This window comes from Lacipirellula sp. (assembly GCF_965279485.1).
Classification (GTDB): domain Bacteria; phylum Planctomycetota; class Planctomycetia; order Pirellulales; family Lacipirellulaceae; genus Lacipirellula.
The window spans coordinates 366,905-384,850 of sequence record NZ_CBDIIC010000001.1 but is presented as its reverse complement, the minus strand read 5'-3'; the positions used below and the strand labels follow the sequence as shown (position 1 = coordinate 384,850).

Annotated in this window: 13 protein-coding genes; 5 read left to right on the top strand and 8 right to left on the bottom strand. The window is 62.7% G+C overall.

Annotation, left to right across the window (positions count from 1 at the left end; genetic code table 11):
* Nucleotides 1-115: 115 nt before the first annotated feature.
* Nucleotides 116-820, bottom strand: a complete 705-nt coding sequence (locus ACQY7R_RS01590) for an RluA family pseudouridine synthase (RefSeq protein ID WP_428303849.1) — start codon at nucleotides 818-820, stop codon at nucleotides 116-118.
* A gap of 450 nt (nucleotides 821-1,270) precedes the next feature.
* Between ACQY7R_RS01590 and ACQY7R_RS01585 the strand changes: the two genes are divergently transcribed.
* From ACQY7R_RS01585 to ACQY7R_RS01565, 5 genes are all read left to right on the top strand, one after another.
* Nucleotides 1,271-1,882, top strand: coding sequence for a Maf family protein (locus ACQY7R_RS01585; protein WP_428303848.1), 612 nt, complete (start codon nucleotides 1,271-1,273; stop codon nucleotides 1,880-1,882).
* Nucleotides 1,883-2,142: 260 nt separating this feature from the next.
* Nucleotides 2,143-3,132 (top strand): Gfo/Idh/MocA family protein, encoded by a 990-nt coding sequence (locus ACQY7R_RS01580; RefSeq protein WP_152099234.1) that lies wholly within the window; start codon nucleotides 2,143-2,145, stop codon nucleotides 3,130-3,132.
* A 726-nt stretch (nucleotides 3,133-3,858) separates the two neighbouring features.
* Complete coding sequence (tkt, locus tag ACQY7R_RS01575; RefSeq protein ID WP_428303847.1) at nucleotides 3,859-5,916, top strand: transketolase; 2,058 nt, start codon at nucleotides 3,859-3,861, stop codon at nucleotides 5,914-5,916.
* A gap of 77 nt (nucleotides 5,917-5,993) precedes the next feature.
* Entirely contained in the window at nucleotides 5,994-6,677 is a 684-nt protein-coding gene (gene trhA / locus ACQY7R_RS01570) for a PAQR family membrane homeostasis protein TrhA (RefSeq protein WP_428303846.1), read from the top strand.
* Nucleotides 6,678-6,835: 158 nt separating this feature from the next.
* The gene (locus ACQY7R_RS01565; RefSeq protein ID WP_428303845.1) at nucleotides 6,836-8,602 is read left to right on the top strand and encodes a hypothetical protein; all 1,767 of its coding nucleotides are present in this window, start codon (nucleotides 6,836-6,838) and stop codon (nucleotides 8,600-8,602) included.
* Nucleotides 8,603-8,633: 31 nt separating this feature from the next.
* On the opposite strand, the gene ACQY7R_RS01560 is transcribed toward ACQY7R_RS01565, so the two are convergent.
* From ACQY7R_RS01560 to ACQY7R_RS01530, 7 genes are all read right to left on the bottom strand, one after another.
* Entirely contained in the window at nucleotides 8,634-9,812 is a 1,179-nt protein-coding gene (locus tag ACQY7R_RS01560) for an amidohydrolase family protein (RefSeq protein WP_428303844.1), read from the bottom strand.
* 60 nt (nucleotides 9,813-9,872) lie between these two features.
* Nucleotides 9,873-12,206 carry an ABC transporter permease subunit/CPBP intramembrane protease gene (locus tag ACQY7R_RS01555; protein WP_428303843.1) on the bottom strand — a complete coding sequence of 778 codons (2,334 nt, stop codon included), beginning with the start codon at nucleotides 12,204-12,206 and terminating at the stop codon, nucleotides 9,873-9,875.
* A gap of 18 nt (nucleotides 12,207-12,224) precedes the next feature.
* A complete protein-coding gene (locus tag ACQY7R_RS01550; RefSeq protein ID WP_428303842.1) occupies nucleotides 12,225-12,992 on the bottom strand; it encodes an ABC transporter ATP-binding protein in 768 nt (255 codons plus the stop codon).
* Nucleotides 12,993-13,165: 173 nt separating this feature from the next.
* Complete coding sequence (mqnC, locus tag ACQY7R_RS01545) at nucleotides 13,166-14,311, bottom strand: cyclic dehypoxanthinyl futalosine synthase (RefSeq protein ID WP_428303841.1); 1,146 nt, start codon at nucleotides 14,309-14,311, stop codon at nucleotides 13,166-13,168.
* A complete protein-coding gene (locus ACQY7R_RS01540) occupies nucleotides 14,289-15,122 on the bottom strand; it encodes a menaquinone biosynthetic enzyme MqnA/MqnD family protein (RefSeq protein WP_428303840.1) in 834 nt (277 codons plus the stop codon). The genes mqnC and ACQY7R_RS01540 overlap by 23 nt, the downstream gene beginning before the upstream one ends.
* A gap of 253 nt (nucleotides 15,123-15,375) precedes the next feature.
* Complete coding sequence (locus ACQY7R_RS01535) at nucleotides 15,376-17,190, bottom strand: putative ABC transporter permease subunit (protein WP_428303839.1); 1,815 nt, start codon at nucleotides 17,188-17,190, stop codon at nucleotides 15,376-15,378.
* 18 nt (nucleotides 17,191-17,208) lie between these two features.
* A complete protein-coding gene (locus tag ACQY7R_RS01530) occupies nucleotides 17,209-17,931 on the bottom strand; it encodes an ABC transporter ATP-binding protein (protein ID WP_428303838.1) in 723 nt (240 codons plus the stop codon).
* Between the last annotated feature and the right edge of the window lie 15 nt (nucleotides 17,932-17,946).

Sequence of the window (17,946 nt, the reverse complement as noted above, 5' to 3'; positions counted from 1 at the left end):
ATGCCGCCGGCACCCCTAGCCCCGGGCTCCGCCCGGGGGTGACGCAGCGCCACGAGCGACGATGTCTATCGCGATGGTAGCCGACCCCCGGGCAAAGCCCGGGGCTAGCTCGGGGCTAGTTCGGCAGCGGCAACCGGCTCACCCCGCCATGCCGCGCCCACGACTTCGGCAACCGCGCCTTCAGCTCCATCGGCTCGCGCCGTACCGGATGCTCAAACTCCGCGCGATACGAATGGAGGGCAATCCCCGGCGAAAAATCTTCGCTCCCGCCATACTTCCGGTCGCCGACAATCGAACAGCCAATTTTCGCGAGCTGCACGCGAATCTGATGCTTCCGTCCCGTGTCGAGCTCGATCTCCAGCAGCGACAACCCGCCCGCGGAGCCGAGCAACTGGTAGCTCAGCCGCGCCTGCTGCGCCCCCTCGGCTCCCGCGTGCGTCACATGCACCTTGCGATGCCGTTCGTCCTTCCGCAAGTAATGCTCGAGCACGCCCGCGTCTTCGGGCGGCCGGCCCGCCACGACAGCCAGATAAATCTTGCGCACCTGCCGCGTGCGAAACGCCTCGCTCAACCGCGCCGCCGCTTTCGACGTCCGTGCGAGCAACACAAGCCCGGTCACCGGCGCATCGAGCCGGCTCACAATCCCAAGGTACACATTCCCCGGCTTGTCGTATTTCTCGGCGATGTACTCCTTCGCCACCGTGAGCAAGCTCTCACGATCCTCAGCCACCCCCATCGTCGGCAACTCAGCCGTCTTACTCACCGCCAGGAGGTGATTGTCCTCGTAGATAACTTGCAGCGAATCGTTCCGGGCAGACATAGATCAACAGCGGTGAAACTTGAACAGTGAAGAATCACCTACCATACCACGAACCGCGTGACGCCCACTAATCACTCGGCTTGGCCAATCGTGCTTAATGCCGAAATTTGAACCGCCAAGAGCGCCAAGGAAATGCGGGGAGTTTTTAACCACGAAACACACGAAATGACACGAAAATACGCACCGCTGATTGACGCTGATGTTCGCTGATAGGATTTTTAATTTATGAGCGTCTGATCAGCGTTTATCAGCGGTGAGTTGATTGGCTTATCCCTCGCTTCTTTAGTGTGCTTCTCTTTAGTGTGCTTCGTGTATTTCGTGGCAAAAAAGCATTTCTTTTCCCCTTGGCGCTCTTGGCGTCCTTGGCGGTTAAATCTTCTGCATATCAACCAATCGAGAAGGTATCCTGGGGGCCACCCATCCCTGAGAGATTCCCGGTACTTCAAACGCATGCCCACCCGCCGCCTCATCCTCGCCAGCAGCTCCCCCCGCCGTCGCCAATTGATGGCCGACGCCGGCTACCAGTTCGAAATCCTCCCCCCGCACGAATCGGTCGAGTGCGGCATCTGCTCGACCGGCGGCCCCGCGGCGCTCGTCGTCGAACTCGCCCTCAGCAAGGCGATCAACGTCGTCGCCCAGCTGAAGGAACTTGGGCAACTCGACGATCAGTGCGTCATCGTCGCCTGCGACACCGTGGCCGAGTGCGGCGGCATGGTCCTCGGCAAACCGGTCGACGAAGCCCACGCCCGCGATATGCTCGAGCGACTCCGCGGCACGCTCCACCGCGTCTACAGCGGCATTTCCGTCTGGCGGCCCGGGGCGACCGGCGACGCCGGCCAGCCCGACGTCCAACTGGCAACTTCGGAACTCCGCATGGATCAGATCACCGACGAGCAACTCGACGAATACCTCGCCAGCGGCCTCTGGGAGGGAAAATCCGGAGCGTTCGGCTACCAAGACCGCGCCGGTTGGCTCCACCTGGTCAGTGGAACTGAATCCAACGTCGTGGGCCTGCCGATGGACTTGCTGGCCAACATGCTCGCCCGCATCGATGGCGAGTGATCCTCTAGCCCCTGGCTCCGCCAGGGGGTGAGTCTCCATCTCACAACGGCGTCGCCCAACGCAACGCGACCCCCGGGCGGAGCCCGGGGCTAGTCCAACCCACCGATTGTTCCGATTAAACCGCTACGGAATCCCGCCCTCCGCCCTGAATCACCCGCCCAGCCACGGCAGACTGGGACGACTGCCAAGCGCCCGGTATACTTCAGTGGCTTTCCATTCCGTAGTTCCACGGTAGCCTTCACGCACAGCGCGCCAAGATTATGAGAATCAGGGTCGGCGTCGTCGGCATTGGGCCACTGTGGGAAACTCGGCACCTCCCCGCGTTGCGGGCGCTCTCCGATCGCTTCGAGATCACCGCCGTCTGCGATCCAGTGCAGCATCGGGCCGCGTTGGCCGCTCGCCAGCTCAACGCCGCCGTCCACGACGGCTACCGAGCCCTCACGGCCCGCAGCGACGTCGACGCCGTCCTGCTCCTCTCGCCCCAGTGGTTCGGCCCGCTGCCGATTTACGCTGCTTGCGAAGAGGGCAAAGCGATCTACTGCGCCGCCGCTCTGGAGCTCAAAGACGACGAAGCGATGGTCCTGCGGGACCGCGTTCGCGAGTCGGGCATCGCCTTCATGGCCGAGTTCCCCTGCCGGCTCTCGCCCGCGACGCTGCGGCTCAAGGAACTGATCGCCACCCGGCTCGGCACGCCGCGGATCTTGTTCTGCAATCGCCGCCGCACGATGGAAGCCGCCGGCGAACATGGCACCCGCTGCGAACTCGATCTGGTGGAACTGATCGACTGGTGCCGCTATGTTGTCGACGCCGAGCCAAGCTCGCTCGTGGCCATCTCGCACAATCCCCGCGGCGAGGGCTTCGCCGACTACTTCTCGCTGAGCCTCGACTTCGCCGACCCGACCGCCGAAGGGAAGGGCGCCATGGCGATGATCGCCTGCGGCCAGTACGTGCCGAAGTCGTGCGAAGAGTCGCTCGCCTACCGCCGCCCGGCCGATCTGAAGGTCGTCTGCGACAACGGCCTGGCGTTTGTCGACCTGCCGAACACGGTCGCCTGGTTCGACAGCGCCGGCCAACATCTCGAAACGCTCGACCACGAACGCCCCGTCGGCGAGCAACTGCTGATGCACTTCCACCGCGCGGTCGAAAGCCTGGTCCTAAAGACGGCGAGCCTCGAAGACGCCCACCGCGCCCTCGCCATCGCGGCGCTCGCCCGCCAAAGCTGCGCCACCGGCCAGCGGGTCTACTGCTGAGCCTCGCCGATTAGCTCGCAGCATCAGCGATTGCATCTAGAAATCGGCCACCTAATTTGATAGTGTACGAATGGATATTTAGTACTCCAGGAGGACTCACGCTCTACATGGCGTAGGGTTCGCTGCGCAGTTCCTGTTCCCTTGACGAGCCGCTCGCGAGCTCGAATCCATTTTGTCACCGACCAATCACCCGCCGCGACGCAGCAACTTCAACGCAGGCAACGACTTGGAATTCTGTCGCCAAAAACGCGTCTCGCGACAAAATGCCGCGACAGAATCGACACACTGCCTACTCGCCGAATCGAGCGCAACCGCTCGTAGCGCGCAGAAGAAAGGCGTTCAACAACGAAACACACGAAGGACACCAAAGCAGTTGTGGATTAAAGAAAGCCCGTGAACCGCTGATGAACGCTAATCGACCGCTAATGAACTCGAATTCTTATTAGCGAACATCAGCGTCAATCAGCGGTGCGCATTTTCGTGTCATTCCGTGTGTTTCGTGGCCAAAAACTCCCCGCATTCCCTTGGCGCTCTTGGCGTCCTTGGCGGTTAAGAATTCAACCCACCAAACCAGCACCGCAACTTGAGAAAATGCGTAACCCCCCAGTCCATTTGCACTTAACGAGCTCGACGGTTTGACACCTCGCAAATGCGTTCCCTATATTTGCGGTTTGCGCAAATCATGGCGACCACGCCAACGACTACTTTCTCTGCGGAAAATTCTGCATGGCCACGACTTCGAGCAACGTTACCGAACTGACGATCAACACGATCCGCACGCTGGCGATGGACGGCGTCGAGAAGGCCAACTCCGGCCATCCCGGCACGCCGATGGCCCTAGCGCCGGTCGCTTACGAGTTGTGGGCCAACACGCTCAACTACGACCCCAGCTCGCCGCTGTGGCCGAATCGCGACCGCTACATCCTGTCGTGCGGCCACGCCTCGATGCTCATCTACTCGCTGCTGCACCTCGCAGGTGTGAAGAAGGTCGACGCCAACGGCAAGATCGAGTCGGGCCTCTCCGTCACGCTCGACGACCTAAAAAGCTTCCGCCAGTGGCATAGCCGCACGCCCGGTCACCCCGAGTACGAGCACACTACCGGCGTCGAAACGACCACCGGCCCGCTCGGTCAGGGCGTCGCCAACAGCGTCGGCTTCGCGATCGCCGAGCGCTGGCTCGCAGCCCGCTACAACCGCCCCGGCTTCAAGCTGTTCGACTACAACGTCTACGCCCAGTGCAGCGACGGCGATCTGATGGAAGGGATCTCGCAAGAGGCCGCGTCAATCGCCGGCCACTTGAAGCTCTCGAACCTCTGCTGGATCTACGACGACAACAACATCACGATCGAAGGCCGCACGAATCTCGCCTTCAGCGAGAACGTCCCCGAGCGATTCCGCGCCCTCGGTTGGCATGTCGTCGAGATCGAAGACGCCAACGACCTCAACGCCCTGGCCGACGCCTACCAGTCGTTCCTCGATAACGTCGAGAGTCCAACGCTAATTGTCGTCCACAGCATCATCGGCTACGGCGCCCCGAAAAAGGCCAACACCTCGGCCGCTCATGGCGAACCGCTCGGCGCCGACGAGATTCGCGCCACGAAGGCCGCCTACGGTTGGCCCGACGAAGCGTTCCTCGTGCCGAAGGAAGCGACCAAGCACTTTGCCGAAACGCTCGGCGCCCGCGGCCGCGCGGCTCGCGAGGCGTGGGAAGCCCTCTTCGCCAAGTACAAGCAGTCTCATCCGCAGCAGGCCAGCGAGATCGAAACGCTCGAACGCCGTGAGCTCCCCGCCGGCTGGGACGCCCCGGTCACCGAGTTCCCGGCCGATCCCAAGGGATTGGCCACCCGCATCTCGGGCGGCAAGGCGCTCAACATGTACGCCGAGCGAATTCCGTGGATGCTCGGCGGTTCGGCCGACTTGGCCCCATCGACCAAGACGCTGCTCACGTTCGACGGCGCCGGCACGTTCACCGCCGATACCTACGCCGGCCGGAATTTTCATTTTGGCATCCGCGAGCATGGCATGGCCGCCGCCGTGAACGGCATGACGCTCAGCGGCCTGCGGGCCTATGGCGCCACCTTCTTCGTCTTCAGCGACTACCTCCGTCCGTCGATGCGGCTCGCGTCGATCATGAACATTCCGTCGCTGTTCGTCTTCACGCACGATTCAATCGGCGTCGGCGAAGACGGCCCGACTCATCAACCGGTTGAGCACTTGGCCGCCGCCCGCGCGATCCCGGGCCTCATCGTCCTTCGCCCCGGCGATGGGAACGAAGCGATCTACGCCTACCGTGCTGCCCTCAAGCAGAAGCACCGCCCTACGGCGATGATCCTCACCCGCCAAAACATGCCGACGCTCGACCGCACGAAGTATGCTTCGGCCGAGGGCGTCGAACGGGGTGGGTACACGCTCATCGACGCCGCGAACGGCAAGCCGCAGGTAATCCTCATTGCCACCGGCAGCGAGTTGTCGTTGGCCTGCGATGCGTATGAACAACTCACTAAGGAGGGCGTCGCCGCTCGCGTGGTGAGCATGCCGTCAATGGAACTGTTCGAGATGCAAGACGCCTCCTACCGTGAACAAGTGCTGCCGGCGTCGGTGACGGCTCGCGTCGCCGTGGAAGCCGGCATCCGCCAGCCATGGGACAAGTACCTCGGCTTCGGCGGCGGGTTCATCGGCATGAGCAGCTTCGGCGCCTCGGCCCCGGCTCAAACGGTGTACGAAAAGTTCGGCATCACCACCGCCGGCGTCGTCGCCGAAGCGAAACGCGTCCTCGGCAAATAACCGATCGGCGTGTCGTTTTAGAACGCAATCCTTTAGCCCCCGGTTCTTCAAACCGGGGGCTATTTCGTGAAGCCAGCATGCCGCTCACCCCCATCCCAGGATTCGCCGACCCCGTCTCCAGCCTCAGTCATCTGCTCGGCGCAGTAATCTTCCTGGCCCTCGGCTTCTTCCTAATTCGCCGCGGCGCCGGCAACGTGCCACGAATGATCAGCCTCGGCGTCTTCATCTTCGGCGCCGTGCTGTTACTCTCGGTCAGCGGCACGTACCATCTGCTCGATCCGAAGGGCAAGCCTCGCGAAGTGATGCGAGTGCTCGACCACGCCGCCATCTTCACGCTGATCGCTTGCACCTTCACGCCAGTCCACGTCATTCTCTTCCGCGGCATTGGTCGCTGGGGATCGCTGCTGGCGATCTGGGGATTTGCGGTCGTCGCGATCATCTGCAAATCGATCTACTTTTACACGATGCCCGAGTGGCTCGGCCTGTCGCTCTACCTCGGCATGGGCTGGATCGGACTCGCCTCAGGCGGAGCCCTCTGCCGCCGCTTCGGCTTTACCTTCGTCGCTCCAATTCTGTGGGGCGGCATCGCCTATTCGATCGGGGCGCTCCTCGATCATATGAAATGGCCCGAAATCTGGCCCGGCGCCATCCGCTCGCACGAAGTCTTCCACATCGCGGTCCTCATCGGCCTCGCGTGCCACTGGTCGTTCATCTACAGCATCGCCGACGGCCGGCTGCCGCCGATTGCCGACGAAGCGTAAGTTCCTCACGGCCCGCCTCGGCTTGCTCCCCGCGGACGGGCCGTCGATAATGCCAGCCGGCCCTGGCCAGATCGATTCGGCAAGAAGCAACGCGCCGCAGCGAACTTCATTCTCCAACGAGCTTGTCAGCGCTCACACAATCCAAACGGAACAACCGTATGCAACTCGCGCCTCTTCGTACCATTGCCCTCTTATCCGCGTGCCTGCTCGCGAGCCAAACGGCGAGGGCCGCCGGCATTCTCGACCAACTTCCGGCCGATGCGACCGGGTTCGTGGCGATTCACGACCTCGCGGCAACGAGCGCGAAGATCGAACGCGTCACCGCAATCTTCAAGGAACTCACCCCCGGCCCGGTCCCGCCGCCGCTGGCGATCGCGCAGGGAGTTACCGGCATCGGCCCCGGCCTCAACGAATCGGGCGACGCACTCCTCGCCCTGATGCCGGGCGACGACGCCCCGCTGCCGCCGCGCCCGCTGTTGCTACTACCCGTGAGCGACTACGCCGCGCTCGCGGAATCGATCGGCGGCGACGCCACCGGCGAAATCTGCCGCGTGACGCTCGCCGGCGAAGAGGTGCTGCTCGCCAAGCGCGGCGATTTCGCGGCGATCATGAACGTCGAACACCGCGAGGATCTCGAAAAGATCCTCGCGGCCGCACCCGCTCCGACCCCCGAATTGGCGCCCCTCGAATCGTGGCTTGCGACGACCGACGTCTCGGCGGGCCTCACCCGCTCGGGCGTCGAACGCCTGATCGCCCTGAGCCGCCGCAGCGCTTCCGATTTCCGCCAGCAGATGGAAGCCAACTTCGCCGATCCGGCGCTTAGCGAAATGATGAACGGCATGCGGCGCAACATCGAACTCGCCGACAAGGCGCTGGAGTTCCTGGGCGCCGAAGTGAAAGCCGGCGCTGTCGGCCTGACGATCGACGACGCGACCAACGTCCGCCTGGCCAAGCGAGTCATCTTCACGGCGAAGGATGGCGAATCGAAATTGCCCTCCTCCGAGCCGGCCGAGCAGTCGCCGCTCAGCGGCTTCGCAGCGGCGCCCTACGTCATCGGCGGCGGCGGCCCCATCCCCGCGGGTTACGGCAACCGCCTTGCCGCGCTCTCGCGACAGCTCCTCCAGAACCTTCCGCAAGGCCGCGGTTACACCGGCTTCGAAGAGGGGGATTGGCAGCAGCTCGAAAAGTCGTACCGTCTGATGTGGAAGGGGCTGAAGTCGATTGGATTCGTCTTGTACGAAGGCCAGAAGGCTGACGGCGTCTTGAGCAACTACTACTTCACGTGTGAAGTGGAGGACTCGCATGCCTACTTGCAGCAGTTCCGCGAATCGATGGAAATCAATAACGAGTTGATGACCAAGGCCACGAATGATCTGCTCCTCGAATACAAGCTGAAGGACGTGACGATCGCCGACAAGCCAGCGCTGGAGGCGGTGGCCGACGTCGTTGCGGCCGGCGCCGATCCGAACGTCGCCATGGTCGAACCGATGTTGAAGGCAATGTTTGGCGCCGACGGAAAGGTTCGCATGTACGCCGTGGCCGTCGACGCCGACACGGTGCTGATGGCGGTCGCCCCGCAAGCCGCCGTCGCCAAAGCGGTGGAGGCTGCGGCCAGCGACGCCCAGGGCCTCGCCGAGGATGCCTCGATTGGCGTCACGGCGGAGCTACTCGATCCGCAGGCGCCCTGGAGGGCATTCGTGAGCCCCACGGGCGCCATCTCGTGGGGAGAACGGTTCATCGCGGCCACCACGATGGCCTTCGGGGTCGGCGATGCGGAACCCAAAACGCCCGCGTTCCCCGCCACTCCGCCGCTCGGAGTTTCAGTGAACTTCACCGAGAATCAACTGCAAAGCGAAGTGGTCGCGCCGGTTGGTTTGCTCGAAGGCGTGGCCGCGTACGCGAAGGCGCTCACCAAAGGAGAGTAGTGCGTTCCCTAGCCCCGGGCAGAGCCCGGGGCTACAAGACGATAGGCTGCGCGTGGCCGCCTAAAAGCGTGGCGTACGGATCGCGTTCCGCTGCGTCGCAAGGCACGGCAATCAATCGTCCCGCCTTGCCGATCGCGATGCTGCCGAGCAAGCCCTCAAGCCCCAGCGCCGCAGCGCCGTCGAGCGTCGCCATCCGTATCAGCGTCTCGGGGGAAACGCCAAGATGATGCGCGGCCGCCAAGCGAACTTCGCTCAGCAGATTTAAGTCGGGATTCGACGCCCGGCTATCGGTGCCGAACGCGACGCGCACGCCTGCGGCTAGCATCGCCGCCAACGGATAGGGTTCGTGCCCAAAGTAGGCGTGAGTCCGCGGGCAGTAGACGACGCTCATCCGCTCGCGCTGGCTCGCGGCGAACGCGATCTCCTCGGCACCGAGGTAATTGCCGTGGATCACCAGCGAACGCTCGGCGCGGCTCAGCTGCCGCATATAGTCGAGCACGCGCGAGCCACGCGGAATCGCCGATGCGTCCCACATGCTGCGGTCGGCGAGCAATTCCTGGAACGGGCCGGCGCCGTCGCGCAGCAGTTCCAACTCCTCGCGCGATTCCGCCAAGTGCATCGCGACGGGCAGGCGGCGTTCCACGGCGAGGTCGACGAGCCGTTCCAGCAGCCGCGGGTGAACGGTGTAGGGAGCGTGCGGACTGATCCCGGCCGCGGCGGCGGCGAGCTCAACGCGGCGTTCCATCTCGGCAAAGACCGAGTCGACGCGGCCCGCCGAGAATCCAATCGCTTCTTGGAAGAGCAGGAGCGTGCCGTCGTCGTTCGCCTCGTACAAAGCCGTTGGCGAAGTGGCGATCTCGCCGATGGCGCCAACGCCCGCGGTGCGCGACTCTTTAAGACCGGCCGAAATCGCCGCAGCCGCATCTCGATCGCCGCGACCACGATCGGCGATCACCGAGCGGATCCACGTCGGCAAACTCATTCCCGGCGAGCCGAGCGGCTTGGCCAGGCCGCTGAATTCCAGATGGGTGTGCGCATTTACCAGCGCCGGCAGGAGCACCACGTCGCCAAGGTCGGTCACGGCGCCCGCTTCCGTCGCACGCGCGCCGACCGAGGCGATGACGCCGTCACGCAGCGTGACGAAGCCGCTTTCGAGTGGCGGCCCTTCGATCGGCAGCACCCAGCGAGCTCGTAGCGTCTGTTGCGTCATCGTAGGTTGGGCTCTCCGCCCGACAGCCTTTCACTACGGCCACGTTCGATCGACCCGTCGTCAGGCGGGGACGCCCGAGCGCCGCCCTTGTTGTTGGCGAGCTTCTTCCAATTGCTCTTCGGCCGTTCGCGAATGCCGCACGCCGTGCAAATTCCACAAGATGCCAGCCGCGATCGCTATACACAAGGCGACAGTCGGCCAGCGATAGATGAGCGGATCATCGCCGCTCAGCAAAAATGCGAGCGGCGATTCGGGGTTCGCTGTCGCGATCTGAGCCGCCTTGTGCACCGACAACTGCAACGAATTATGCACCGTGTGGAGCAAGATGCAGGGCCAGATGCTTTCGGTTTGCACGGCGACGTAGCCGATGATCACGCCCATCATCGTGGCCGAGATTTTCTGATGGAGGAACGTGTGGACGAAGCCAAACGCCACCGCCGATAGGACGATTGCCCACCACTTGTGACCGACGTGCCGGAAGCCGGAGAGCACGAACCCGCGGAACGCGAGTTCTTCGCAAACGGCCGGCAGAAGCGCCATCAGCGCGAGTGCGATAAGCCAGCCGGGCACGCCCCACATGTCTGGAACGCTGTTGAGCGCTCCTTCGATCTGCTGAGCGGCGTGGACGGTCGCTTCGGGGATCGGGTAGAGGTTGCCGATATACTCTGCGGCTCGCACCACGACCGGATGGAGCGCCAGGGCCAGAGCAACCACGCCAAATAAATGCCCCCAGCGCGGCGTGCGCTGCAGCAACAACGTCTGCGCCGGTTCGCGCGTCAGCATGATCGTCATCAGGATCGCCGGTGCAAAGACGCAAGCGAGCTGACTGACAATCAGCATCTTCGCTAGGTAAGCGAAGGTGAATTCAGCCGGCGCCGCGGCCGACAGGCTGACGAAAAATTGCACGATCAGAATCAGTGCCACGCAGAGCGAGGCTTGAGCAAAGCTCGGCGTCGCCTGTCGGTCTCGCACCAAATGGACCAGCCAGCGGCCGAGTTCCAGGCGTTCGCTCTCGCGGAACAGCACCGATTCGCGGTTGAATTGCTCCTCGGCCCAGCGAATGGCTAGTAAGCAGCAGATGAGCGTGACGCCGAGCACGGGCCAGACGAATTTGAACGCCATCGCGTACTGCCCCTCAATCACCGAGCGGAGCAGCAACACCATGCCCGTGACGGGGACGAAGCTGTTGCCAAGGTTCAGTTCAACGCCCGGCGACATTGGCAGCATCATCAGCGGCATCGTCACTAGCATGATCGGCATTAGGTAGTACTGCCCCTCTTTCGTGCTGCGCGCAAACGCCGCACATGCCAAGCAAAGTGCACTGAACAGCGCCGAGATTGGGATGAGCGCCACCGCCAACCACAACAGCGAGGGCAGCGGCGGCAGCGACATCGCCTCAATGGCATTGAAGGCGCCCGCCTTCGTGAGATTGTCGATCACGAACTTGCCGGTGAGCCCCAAACTGCCGAGGTTGAGTATCGCCGTGACGACGCTGAAGGTCATCACTGTGAGCAGCTTGCCCCAAACGATCTCGCGTCGTAGGGCAGGGCTAGTGAGTAGGGTCTCCAGCGTGCCGCGTTCCTTCTCGCCGGCGCACAAGTCGACGGCGGGATAAAAGGCGCCGGTAAGCGCCCAAATGAACACAAAGAACGGCAGCACTTTCGACCAAACGGCCGCTTGCCGCTGCTGAGCCTGGGCGACGTCGCGCGGATACAGCTCGAACGGCGTTGTCGCCTCGACCGGCACGTTGCTCGCGCTGAGGTTCTGCTCCGTGACCTCGCCGCGCCATCGCTGCAGCAGCTGCAACACGCGCAGTTGGGTCACTTGCGATTTGTCGTCGGGCGAGTTGTACAGAATGATCGGCGACGGAAATGACGTGCCCGCCGCAGCGGTCCGCTCGACAAGCGCCCGCCTCACTTCCACGAGCCGCTCTTCAAAACCGTTGGGGAAGACCAGGATCGCTTCGACCCGCCCAGAATCAAGCAACTCCTTGGCAGCGGCGTCAAACGCGACTTCGTCGGGAGTCGGCTGCTCCTTTTTCCCCTCGGTCGGCAGCTCTTTTCCCTTACGCAGGTCGTTGGCCAGGTCAGGAAAATCTCGCGGCGAGAGCACCTCGATTTTCTCGTGCCAGTCGGGCTGATCGAACAGCGGCAGCGCGAAGCGGTCGCCGTCGATCAGCGGCGGCAGCCAATCGGCGCCGCGCAGCTGCCGGGCGCCGACGACGAGCACGCGGGCTTCCACCTTTTGCAGAAACTGCGTCAGCTGGAAGAAGCTCGTCCCCAGCAGCGGGTAGAGCAACAGCGGCAGCACGGCGATCAAGAACAACGTCCGGCGATCGCGCAATTGGTCGCGCATCTCGCGGAGGTAGATCAGTTTGACGTTCTTGAACTGCATGCTTCGTGCAAGGCGGAGTTAATCGACTGAAGATCCGGCAGCTAAACGGCGTTCGTTCGCGCGGATCAAGTCAAAGAAAATATCTTCCAAATCAGGCTGCGAATGTTGTTCCCGCAGCTCCTCGATGCGGCCCTCGGCCAACAGGCGGCCATGGTGGACGATTGCCACGCGGTCGCAGAGCCGCTCGACCTCCCTCATGATGTGCGTCGAGAAGACGATGCACTTCCCTTGGTCGCGCAGCTCGGCCACCGCTTCGAGCAACGAGCGAGCCACGAGCACGTCGAGGCCATTGGTCGCTTCGTCGAAAATCAGCACCGGCGGGTCGTGGACGATGGCGCGGGCGATCGACACCTTCTGCTTCATGCCAGTCGACATCTTGGCGCCAAGCAGGTCGCGAATTTCTTGCATTTGCAGGCGGTCGAACAACAGCTCCATCCGTTCCCGCAGGCGTTCGTCTTCGAGGCCGTAGAGCTTGCCGAAATACTCGACCATTTCCCAAGCAGTCATCCGGTCGTAGACCGCCGTATTGGCCGACATAAAGCCGATATGAGCCCGCACGAGCGCCGGCTGCGTGACGACGTCGTAGCCGTTAATGATTGCGGTGCCGCCAGTCGGTTGCAGCACGGTGCTCAGGATCCGCAGGGCGGTCGTCTTGCCGGCGCCATTGGGACCGAGCAGGCCGTAGACCTCGCCCGGCTTGGCCGTGAACGACAGGCTATCGAGCGCAACGAACTCCCCGCGATGCAGATCGGCGTAAACCTTGCTGAGGTTGCGGGCTTCGATCATGAGTAGGTCAGACTTCAAGTCTGACGAGCTGCGGGCGCCGGCGCGAAGCCAACAAAGTCAGCGTGTGCGCGGGGACGACAGCCCCCACGCATCGCCGTCAGGCAGGAACGCCTGATCTACGTTGAAGCTTATCAGCCCACCCCGGAAAAGTCGACGCAAGTGACCGCAGCGATTCAGTTTACGATCGGCAAGGAGTACAGATTAGAGGGGCTGTGCGGGTGAAGCGACTCGACCTCCGCTTCCTGGTCGATCAGCTGGTAATGGACATTCCGCTGCCGGGGGATATATCCCAGCTCGGAAATGGAATCTCGAATCTGCTGCAGCGTGAGATGGTGGACTGTTCCCGCCTCGGCGACGACGTTCTCCTCGATCATCAACGAACCCATATCGTTGGCGCCGTAGAGGAGCGCGAGTTGCCCCATCTTCTGCCCCTGAGTGACCCAACTCGACTGAATGTTCTGGATGTTGTCGAGGTAGAGCCGCGCCACAGCGTTCGTCTTGAGGTATTCGAACGAACCGGCCGGCGGCGTATCGGCCATATCGGTGTGATCGGGCTGGAAGGTCCAGCAAATGAATGCCGTGAAGCCGCCCGTCTCGTCCTGCACTTCGCGCAGCCGTTCGAGATGCTCGATTCGCTCGGCCAGCGTTTCGACGTGGCCGAACATCATCGTCGCTGAACTACGGCCGCCGAGTTGATGCCACACGCGGCTGACGTTAAGCCAATCGTCGGTCATTACCTTGCCGCGGGTGATCGCCGAGCGCACGCGATCGACCAGGATCTCGGCGCCGCCGCCCGGCAAACTGCCGAGGCCGGCCGCCTTCAGCCGTTCCAAAATCTCCTGCAGCGGCAACTTTGAAACTTTGGTGAAGTGATAAATCTCCGGCGGGCTAAAGCCGTGGATGTTCACCTGCGGGAAGCGGCCTTTGATCGCCCGCAGCATCTCTTCGTACCACTCGATCTTGTACTCGGGGTGCAGGCCCCCTTGCAGCAGGATCTGATCGCCGCCGAGCGCAACGGTCTCTTCGATCTTCTGGAAGATCTCTTCGTGGCTGAGGACGTACCCCTCGGGCGACTTTGGCTTGCGATAGAACGCGCAGAAGTCGCAGACTGCCGTGCAGACGTTCGTGTAGTTGATGTTCCGATCGATGTTGTAGGTACGGTAGTTCTCCGGATGGAGGCGGAGCGTCACCTCGTTCGCGGCGCGGCCGAGCGCAGCCAAGTCATGAGACTCGAGCAGGCGCAGCCCTTCCTCGGGAGTCAGCCGTTCGCCGGCAACCGCTTTTTCGAGCAAGCCGTTAACGCTCAACATGGCAATCATGGAATCGCAATTTGAAGTGATCGGAAATGAGTCCCAGCTCGCCGGCCCGCCGGAAGTAGAGGTCGAGGCCGCGGCGAGCGGAATCGTCGAGATAGAAATTCAGGTTGTCGCGTAGGTATTGGAGCACCAGCGGCCGCGGCAAGTCCATCGCTGTGGCTTGCTCGGTGGCGATCGTTTCGAGTTCACGCAGGCCGAGGTCGCGGGCCGCATCGAAGGCTGGCTCAAGTTCCGAGGCATCGATACCGGGACGAGCGGCCCACACGGCAAAGACGAACGGCAGGCCCGTCTCGCGCACCCACTCTTCGCCGAGATCCCACGCTTCGCAGAAATCGCCAGAAACGGGTCGAATAGCGCGGTCGCCGATCACCAGCACCGCGTCCGCCGTGGAATCGAGCGGGGACGACGCGAGCGGCAGCAGTTGCAGACGTGGGCGCGTGCCAAATCGATCGGCGAGCAAGATCTGAGCGAGCACCGCGCTCGTCCGCGAACCCTCGTCGAGAGCCAGTGTCCGCACCTCGGCGGGCGAGCGGCGGAACAGCACCTTCACGCTGAGGACCGGTCCGCGGCAGCCGATACAGGCGGTGGAGACGATCGACCACTCGGGATGGCGGGCGACCTCAATGCAGGGCGCCAGCGCGACGTCGAGCCGGCCTTCCGCTAGTTCATCGGCCAATCGGCTCGGGTAATCGAAAGAAAGCTCCGCCGTCGGCAGCTGGGCTTGCAGCCCGCGCACGAGCGGAACCGTGTTGAGGTACGTGACGGCCCCAATGCGTGTGGCGGGAGCGGCGGGATCCGGCGCGGCGGAAGACATAGCGGGCAACGGGTGGCGGCGGGCTAACTTGTTTCGTGGTCGAATTATAGGGCGATCGGCGCGGCTCGCCTAGTTTGATGCGGCCGTTCGCACCCCTCCAGCATTAAACCGCGAGCAATATCCCGAGTTAACCAACGCTTCCCGCTAGCCCCGGGCTCCGCCCGGGGGTCGCGTAGCGTCACGCGGGACAACGTTTACCAGAATGGATGCCGACCCCCGGGCGGAGCCCGGGGCTAGAGAAGCCCAGCCAGGATCAGACTTCCAGCCGCCGGAACGCCTTCAGCCCGCCCCGTAGCGGCAAGATCGTGACGATCGCCGCCAGAATCATCGACGCCAAAATCCCCAGCATCAGCCAGAACCGCAGGTACTGCGGCTGGAGCAGCTTGGGCGGCATCTCGGCCTTCCCAGCCAGCAGGTAGAAATGGCAGGGGAGGGCGGTCATCAGCACCACCGCCATGATGTAGAGGGCGCTCAGCACGAGGTTCAGCGTCCCCCCGAACCCGGCCGCGATCTTCGACGGCGACTGCTCGCGGAAGTTCGGCATCATCGCCCCAAAGCCGACCGCCATGCCCGCCAAGCCGAGGCAAAGCAGCAGGCAAATCAACTGATGGACCGCCACCACCATAAAGGAAACGTCGAGCATCACGTCGCTGATGCCGACAAGCGCCGCACATGGCAGCCACGACCCGCAGGCCGCGAACAAGAACTTGCCCCACAAAATCGTATCACGCTCAACCGGCAACCGACTGAGGATCCAAAAGCGGCGACCTTCGAGGCTAATCAACGGATAGATGAACCGCGTCGTGAACGTCGACAGAATCAGCCCCACGACGGCGAGGTTGAGGAAGCTGACGATGTTGACCCACGTCAGCACGTTGATGTCCGACTTGTGCTGGCGGAAGCGGTCGACATTCGCGAAGTAAAGCAGTAGCAGGCCGAAGAAAATCAGGAACTGCGACCATTGCACCGGGTCGCGGCGGAACAGCCGCAAGTCCTTCATGATCAGCAGCTTGGTCTGGACGGGAAACGGCCGTAGTAGAAATGCCGCAACTCGATCGATCCAGGCGAGCGTCAACTTCGGCTTTTTCGCACGGCGCGAATGGAGTTCCCAGTAGCTCACGCGGTAGCAACGCTTCCCCAGCCACATAAACGCCAGGTGCAACACTAAAGCATTCGAGACGAGCACGACGAGATACTTGCCCGCTTCGAGCCAGGGTAGATCGCGCGGATTGTTGGGCGACCGCCGCACTGCTTCGATCAGCGCGTTGCTAAGCCAAGTGCTCGGCAGCCACTCGCCGCGCGCGAAACGGAATCGCTTGAGCGTGTCCTTGAACCAAGAGTTGCCGAGGAACTCCGTCTCGGAGAACTCCAGCGTATTCCAGATCGACTGGTACGCCACCACGATAATGGCAAGCGCCGCCACGCCGACGGCAATACGCCTGAGATTCGGCAGGCGGTAGATCAGCAACAAGCAGCAAATCGCGCCGATCGTGCAGGGGATGTAGGCGAACGACGCCATTAGCGGCAGCAGGTAGGCGAAGTAGTACCAAGGCGCCTTAGCCACTAAGCCGTACGCGAGCAGCATCGGACTCGCCAGCAGGAAGAATCCCCAGCTACTGAAGACGAGCGATTCTTGAAAGCGGTAAAACACCAGCCGCTCGTCACGCACTGGCAACGTCATCAGAAACGCCGTCTCGCGCGACGGATAGAGCCCGCCGTACAGAATGATGCCCGACGAAAAAATCAGCATCACCTGCAGAGACAGGAAGAAGAGCGGAAAGACGAACAACATCGTGTCCGAGTGATATCGCGAGCCCGGCGATTCAACGTACTTGATGACGAAATCGAAGCCCTTGTAGAAGAGCGCGAACAAGCCGAACCAGAAGAACAGGCTCAGCCCGACGACCAAGGCGGTACGCAACCGAGCGTTTGCTAGCAGATATCGCAAATGAGACTGCCCCATCTGCAGCCGTAACCGCCAAAAGATCTGCCCCTCGCGATCATGCGACGGCAGCTTGCTGCACAGCTCGATTAACTGTGCGTCGGTGGGAGGCGTCCGGTCGGTCATCTGCGTGTGCGGAACCTGCTAGTTGTCCATCATCGCAAGGTAGAGCGATTCAAGCGATTGCCCCGCCGCGGGGTTGAGTTGCCGCATTTGTTCGACGTTCCCCTCGAACACGATTTTCCCGCTCTTCATCACGCCGACGCGGTCGCAAATCGCTTCCGCCACTTCGAGCGTGTGGGTCGACATCAGCACCGCTTTGCCCGATTCGGCGTAGCTCTTCAGCAGATCTTTCACGAGCCGGATGCTATGCGGATCGAGGCCGACCATCGGCTCGTCGACCACCAGCAGTTCGGGCTGATGGAGCAGCGCCGCAGCGAAGACCGTTCGCTGCCGCATCCCGTGCGAGTAGCTTTCGGTAAGTTGGTCGAGGAAGTCGTTCAGTTGGAAGCGATCGGCCTCGCGAGTGACCGCTTCATTGGCGGCGGATTCCGACATCCCGTACATATCGGCGACGAATCGCAGAAACTCTCGGCCCGAGAGCTTGTCGTACAAGAACGGCAGATCGGGCACGTACCCGATCAGCCGACTCACTTCGCGGGGATGGTCGACGACGTTGTAGGGGCCGACGCTGATCTCGCCGCTCGTGGGGCGTAGCAAGCCGACGAGCATCTTGATCGTCGTCGTTTTGCCGGCGCCGTTGTGCCCCAGCAGCGCGAACAACTCGCCATGATCGATATGCAGATTCAAGCAATCCACCGCGACGCGTGCGCCGTAGGTGCGCGTCACGTTGTCGAAGCGGAGCATGAGCCGGTGATCCGT

Excerpts from the sequence above, each read along its gene's own strand:
- ACQY7R_RS01590 (WP_428303849.1), bottom strand. The coding sequence starts at position 820 with ATGTCTGCCCGGAACGATTCGCTGCAAGTTATCTACGAGGACAATCAC.
- ACQY7R_RS01585 (WP_428303848.1), top strand. The coding sequence starts at position 1,271 with ATGCCCACCCGCCGCCTCATCCTCGCCAGCAGCTCCCCCCGCCGTCGC.
- ACQY7R_RS01580 (WP_152099234.1), top strand. The coding sequence starts at position 2,143 with ATGAGAATCAGGGTCGGCGTCGTCGGCATTGGGCCACTGTGGGAAACT.
- tkt (WP_428303847.1), top strand. The coding sequence starts at position 3,859 with ATGGCCACGACTTCGAGCAACGTTACCGAACTGACGATCAACACGATC.
- trhA (WP_428303846.1), top strand. The coding sequence starts at position 5,994 with ATGCCGCTCACCCCCATCCCAGGATTCGCCGACCCCGTCTCCAGCCTC.
- ACQY7R_RS01565 (WP_428303845.1), top strand. The coding sequence starts at position 6,836 with ATGCAACTCGCGCCTCTTCGTACCATTGCCCTCTTATCCGCGTGCCTG.
- ACQY7R_RS01560 (WP_428303844.1), bottom strand. The coding sequence starts at position 9,812 with ATGACGCAACAGACGCTACGAGCTCGCTGGGTGCTGCCGATCGAAGGG.
- ACQY7R_RS01555 (WP_428303843.1), bottom strand. The coding sequence starts at position 12,206 with ATGCAGTTCAAGAACGTCAAACTGATCTACCTCCGCGAGATGCGCGAC.
- ACQY7R_RS01550 (WP_428303842.1), bottom strand. The coding sequence starts at position 12,992 with ATGATCGAAGCCCGCAACCTCAGCAAGGTTTACGCCGATCTGCATCGC.
- mqnC (WP_428303841.1), bottom strand. The coding sequence starts at position 14,311 with ATGATTGCCATGTTGAGCGTTAACGGCTTGCTCGAAAAAGCGGTTGCC.
- ACQY7R_RS01540 (WP_428303840.1), bottom strand. The coding sequence starts at position 15,122 with ATGTCTTCCGCCGCGCCGGATCCCGCCGCTCCCGCCACACGCATTGGG.
- ACQY7R_RS01535 (WP_428303839.1), bottom strand. The coding sequence starts at position 17,190 with ATGACCGACCGGACGCCTCCCACCGACGCACAGTTAATCGAGCTGTGC.
- ACQY7R_RS01530 (WP_428303838.1), bottom strand. The coding sequence starts at position 17,931 with ATGCTCCGCTTCGACAACGTGACGCGCACCTACGGCGCACGCGTCGCG.